This is a genomic window from Janibacter sp. CFPM2_SD2 (assembly GCF_057364645.1).
In genome coordinates this window covers 1-5,545 of the sequence record NZ_JBNFOF010000206.1, presented here as the reverse complement: position 1 = coordinate 5,545, position 5,545 = coordinate 1, and the positions used below count along the sequence as shown (strand labels likewise).

Sequence of the window (5,545 nt, the reverse complement as noted above, 5' to 3'; positions counted from 1 at the left end):
CGCCGTCCCACGGCTCGGCGAGCACGGGACCGCCGGGGGAGGCGACGGCGAGCAGGAAGCGCCCCGGCAGCCCGGCCAGCCCGGGGTCCGCGAGCAGCCCCTCGTCGAGGGCGGTCACGAGGTCGTCGAGCCCGGGATGCGGATCGGCGACGATGTTGCGCGCCTTGTCGTGCGGGCCGGAGGGGACGAGTCCGAGGTCGCCGATCGCCGTGATGAGCTCACGGGGGAGCGGGTCGGGCAGGCCGCGCAGCTGCAGGCTGCCACGTGAGGTGAGCGTGATGTCCGGGTTGCCGAACCGGCTTGCGAGAGAGGAGATCTCGCGCAGCGTGGCGGCGTCCACCCGACCACCGGGGATGCGCAGACGCACCATCGCCCCGTCCGCCGAGACGAAGGGGGTGAGCAGCCCCGGGCAGCGGTCGGCCCCGCTGCGGGAGGGCGTCGGTGTGCTCACGGCAGGGCAGCCTACGCGGCCCCGGTAGGCTGCCGGACAACCGAGCAGCGCGGAACCCGGTGCAAGTCCGGGACGGTCCCGCCACTGTGAGCGAAGCCCCCTTCGCGAGTCAGACACGCACTGCCGGCCGGCCTGCACGAGACCGTGCGGGTCCCTCCCTTCGACCGCGGGGCGCGGACCCCCGCCAAGGAGCCAGACGTGACCACCGTCGCCCTGCTGTCCACCTCCGACACCGACCTGCTGAGCGCGCGCAGCGCCGGCGTCGACTATGTCGTCGGCAACCCCGCCCGCCTCACCGACGAGCAGATCGCCGAGCGCGTCGCCGGCGCCGACATCGTCGTCGTGCGTTACCTCGGATCCCCGCAGGGGCTGTGGGAGGGCTTCGCGGACCTGCGCACCGCCAGCGCGCCGCTCGTCGTCCTCGGCGGCACCCAGGAGCCCGACGCGGCGCTCATGGAGCTGTCGACGGTCCCGCCCGGCACCGCGGCCGAGGCCCACCGCTACCTCGCCGAAGGGGGACCGGCCAACCTCGCGCAGCTGCACGCCTTCCTCGGCGACACCCTCCTGCTCACCGGTGAGGGCTTCGAGGCGCCGCAGGCGCTGCCCCAGTGGGGTGTCCTCGAGCGCGACGAGCCGGCCGCCCTCGACACCGCCGGCAGCGACACCCGTCGGCCCCGCGTCGGCGTCCTCATCTACCGGGCCCAGTACGCCGCCGGCAACACCGACTACGCGCACGCGCTCGCCGATGCGATCGACGCGGCCGGCGGCCAGGGCGTCGTCATCCACTCCGCCTCCCTGCGCGACGCACCCGACGGCCTGCTCGAGGAGCTCGGCACCCTCGACGCCCTCGTCACGACGGTCCTCGCGGCCGGCGGCACCAAGCCCGCCACCGCCGGCGCCGGCGAGGACGACGAGGCCTGGGACGTGGAGAAGCTTGCCGCCCTCGACATCCCGATCCTCCAGGGCCTGTGCCTCACCTGGGGTCGCGCCGACTGGGAGGAGTCCGACGACGGCATGAGCCCGCTCGACGTCGCGACCCAGGTCGCCGTCCCCGAGTTCGACGGTCGCCTCATCACGGTCGCCTTCTCCTTCAAGGAGTTCGACGACGAGGGCCTGCCGCACTACGTCGCCGACCCCGAGCGTGCGGCCCGCGTCGCCGGCATCGCCGTCAACCACGCGCGCCTGCGCTCCACGCCGGTCGCCGAGCGCAAGATCGCCGTCGTCCTCTCGGCCTACCCGACGAAGCACTCCCGCCTGGGCAATGCCGTCGGCCTCGACACCCCGGTCTCGACGATCCGCCTGCTGCGTGCGATGCGCGAGGCGGGCTACGACCTCGGTGACGGCTTCGTGGGGATGGACCCGCTCCCTTCGGTCGAGGGCGAGGCGTCCGACACGACCTCGGGCAATGCCCTGATCCACGAGCTCATCGCCGCCGGCGGGCAGGACGAGGAGTGGCTCACCCAGGAGCAGGTCGAGGGCGCTCAGGTGCGCATCCCGGCCGCGCGCTACCGCGAGTGGTTCGACGCCTTCCCCGCCGACCTGCGCGAGGCGATGACCGAGCACTGGGGCGAGGCGCCCGGCGAGGTCTTCGTCGACACGACGCGTGACGCGAGTGGCGAGATCGTCACCGCAGCCCTCGTCCGCGGCAACGTCGCCCTCCTCGTCCAGCCGCCCCGCGGCTTCGGCGAGAACCCCATCGCGATCTACCACGACCCCGACCTGCCGCCGACGCACCACTACCTCGCGACCTACCGCTGGATCGAGGAGGAGTTCGGCGCGCACGCCGTCGTCCACGTCGGCAAGCACGGCAACCTCGAGTGGCTCTCGGGCAAGAACCTCGCGATGTCCGCCTCCTGCGGCACCGACGCGGCCCTGGGCAACCTGCCGCTCGTCTACCCCTTCCTCGTCAACGACCCCGGTGAGGGCACGCAGGCCAAGCGCCGTGCCCACGCGACGATCGTCGACCACCTCGTCCCGCCGATGGCCCGCGCCGAGTCCTACGGCGACATCTCCCGCCTCGAGCAGCTCCTCGACGAGTACGGCAACGTCTCGGTCATGGACCCGGCCAAGGCGCCGGCCCTGCGCGGCGAGATCTGGCAGCTGCTGCACGCCGCGCAGATGCACGTCGACCTCGGTCTGGGCGACGATGTCGACCTCGACGACGCCGACGGCTTCGACGACCTCGTCATGCACGTCGACGGCTGGCTCTGCGAGATCAAGGACGTCCAGATCCGCGACGGTCTGCACGTCCTCGGCCAGGCGCCGCAGGGCGAGGAGCTCGTCAACCTCGTGCTCGCCGTCCTGCGTGCCGCGCAGGTCTTCTCCGGCCAGGTCGGGTCCGTCCCCGGTCTGCGGGCGGCGCTCGGCCTCGCCGAGGACGCCTCCACCACCGAGACCGATGCGGTCGAAGGGAGGGCCCGTCACCTCGTCGAGGCCCTCGCCGCCGCGGACTGGTCTGCCTCTGCCGCAGGCGATCTCGTCGCGCAGCACGAGCCCGACCTCGCGCCGGAGGCGGCCGCCGAGGTCACCCGGGTGCTCGAGTTCGCCGCGACGCAGGTCGTGCCGCGGCTCGCCGCGACCGAACGCGAGCTGCCGATGGTGCTGCACGCCCTCGACGGCGGCTACATCCCCGCAGGGCCGAGCGGGTCCCCCCTTCGTGGCCTCGTCAACGTGCTGCCCACCGGGCGCAACTTCTACTCCGTCGACCCCAAGGCGATCCCCTCGCGGCTGGCCTACCAGACGGGCACCGCGATGGCTGACTCGCTGCTCGCCCGCTACCGCGAGGAGACCGGTGAGCTGCCGACCTCGGTCGGGCTGTCGATGTGGGGCACGTCGGCGATGCGCACCTCCGGCGACGACATCGGAGAGGTGCTCGCCCTGCTCGGCGTGACGCCGGTGTGGGACGAGCAGTCCCGCCGGGTCACCGGTCTCGAGCCGATCCCGCTCGCGGAGCTCGGCCGCCCGCGCATCGACGTCACCGTGCGCATCTCGGGCTTCTTCCGCGACGCCTTCCCGCACGTCATCGCCCTCATCGACGACGCCGTCGCGCTCGTCGCCGGCCTCGACGAGGCCCCTGAGGACAACCACGTGCGCGCGCACACCGTCGCCGACCTCGCCGAGCACGGTGACGAGCGACGCTCTCGCACACGGATCTTCGGCTCCAAGCCTGGCTCCTACGGCGCGGGCATCCTCCAGGTCGTCGAGTCGGGCAACTGGCGCAGCGACGACGACCTCGCGCAGGTCTACACCGCGTGGGGCGGCTACGCCTACGGCCGCGACCTCGACGGTGCACCGGCCGCCGAGGACATGGAGCGGACCTACCGCCGCATCCAGGTCGCGGCCAAGAACGTCGACAACCGTGAGTCCGACATCCTCGACAGCGACGACTACTTCCAGTACCACGGCGGCATGGTCGCGACGGTCCGGGCGCTGACCGGCAGCGAGCCCAAGGCCTATGTCGGCGACTCGACCTCGCCCGACGCGGTGCGCACCCGCACGCTGCAGGAGGAGACCAACCGGGTCTTCCGCTCGCGCGTCGTCAACCCGCGGTGGATCTCGGCGATGCAGCGCCACGGCTACAAGGGCGCCTTCGAGCTCGCGGCGACCGTCGACTACCTCTTCGGCTTCGACGCGACGGCCGGCGTCGTCCACGACTGGATGTACGACCGGATCGCGCAGGACTACGTCCTCGACGAGACCAACCAGGAGTTCATGCGCCGGGCCAACCCGTGGGCCCTGCGTGGCATCGTCGAAAAGCTCACCGAGGCTGCCGACCGCGGCCTGTGGGAGGAGCCGGACCCCGAGGTCGTGCGCGCGATGCAGCAGGTCTACCTCGACATCGAGGGCGACCTCGAGGACGACGAGTGAGCGCGGGGCAGGGCGAGGGCGGGGGCCTCGACGGCGCCCGGTACGCCCGCCCGGTCCCGACGATCGGTGACACGAGCAGCGCGGCGCAGCGTCGCGAGGACCCCTCGGGCTGGGCCATGGGCGAGGCCGTCACCGAGGCCCTCGCCTCCGTCGTCGCCGGCCGGCGCGACATCCGGCGCTACCGGCCGGACGCCGTGCCCGAGGAGCTCATCACAGCCGTCCTCGAGGCCGGGCACCGGGCGCCGAGCGTCGGCCACTCGCAGCCCTGGCGCTTCATCGTCGTCACCGACCCGGCGACCCGTGACCGGGCCGCCGCGATGGCCGACAGGGCGCGGGTCGACCAGGCCGCGCACCTCGCCTCGGAGCGTGCCGCGCGCATGCTCGACCTCAAGCTCGAGGGCCTGCGCGAGGCCCCCGTCGGCGTCGTCGTCGCCTGCGACCGGCGTACCCCGGCGACCGGCGTCCTCGGGCGGGCGACCTTCCCCGACGCAGATCTCTGGTCCTGCGCGACGGCCATCGAGAACATGTGGCTCACCGCCCGCGCCCACGGCCTCGGCATGGGATGGGTGACGCTCTTCGACCCCGACGAGCTCGCCGACCTGCTCGGCCTGCCCGAGGGCGTCGTCACGCTCGGCTGGCTCTGCCTCGGCTGGCCCGACGAGCGCCCGCCCGTCGCCCGGCCTGGAGCGCGCCGCCTGGTCGAAGAAGACCCCGCTCGAGCAGGTCGTCCTGCGGGAGCGCTGGCCGGCCGACGAGGGCGCCCCCCAGCAGCCGGTCTCGCACCTGCGCGGCCCCGAGCCGACGCGTCTCGTCGGCGCGACCGATGCCGCCGACGAGCTGCTCTCACCGCCGGAGTCGCTCGGTGTCCTCGACCGCGCGCTCAACCGCGTGCTCGCCGTCGGCGCGCAGGACGTCACCGGTGGCACCCTCGTCCTCGCCGGCGCCGACCACCCGGTCACGGACCTCGGCGTGAGCGCCTTCCCTGCCGCCACGACCCACGACGTGCTCGCCGCGACCGTCGCCGGCACCTCGCTCGGTGCCGCCGCGGCGAAGGGAGCCGGACTCGCCGTCGTCGGGGTGGACGCCGGTGTGGCCCAGGCAGTCCCGGGTGCGCACGGAGTCCGACCAACGGGGGAGCGGGGCGACCTCGCGTCCACGGATGCGATGACGCTCGCCGACGTCGACGCCCCTCGTCGCCGCCGGGGCGCGAGATCCGGCACCGCGGCC

At 73.6% G+C, this 5,545-nt stretch carries 2 protein-coding genes, 2 pseudogenes and 1 riboswitch; of the genes and pseudogenes, 3 read left to right on the top strand and 1 reads right to left on the bottom strand.

All coding sequences use genetic code 11. From position 1 onward, the window contains the following. Positions 1 to 451 (bottom strand): annotated as a pseudogene (locus AC2W7J_RS15360) (cobalamin biosynthesis protein CobG); the annotation flags it as partial. A gap of 51 nt (positions 452 to 502) precedes the next feature. Beyond that, positions 503 to 568: riboswitch (cobalamin riboswitch) on the top strand. An 81-nt stretch (positions 569 to 649) separates the two neighbouring features. On the opposite strand from AC2W7J_RS15360, the gene cobN reads away from it, so the two are divergent. The 3 genes and pseudogenes from cobN to AC2W7J_RS15345 form a co-directional block, all read left to right on the top strand. After that, positions 650 to 4,318, top strand: a complete 3,669-nt coding sequence (cobN, locus tag AC2W7J_RS15355) for a cobaltochelatase subunit CobN (RefSeq protein ID WP_485983452.1) — start codon at positions 650 to 652, stop codon at positions 4,316 to 4,318. Between the two features lie 116 nt (positions 4,319 to 4,434). Beyond that, positions 4,435 to 4,923 (top strand): annotated as a pseudogene (bluB, locus tag AC2W7J_RS15350) (5,6-dimethylbenzimidazole synthase); the annotation flags it as partial. Positions 4,924 to 4,999: 76 nt separating this feature from the next. Next, a partial coding sequence (locus AC2W7J_RS15345; RefSeq protein WP_485983454.1) for a nicotinate-nucleotide--dimethylbenzimidazole phosphoribosyltransferase occupies positions 5,000 to 5,545 on the top strand: 546 nt, incomplete at its 3' end.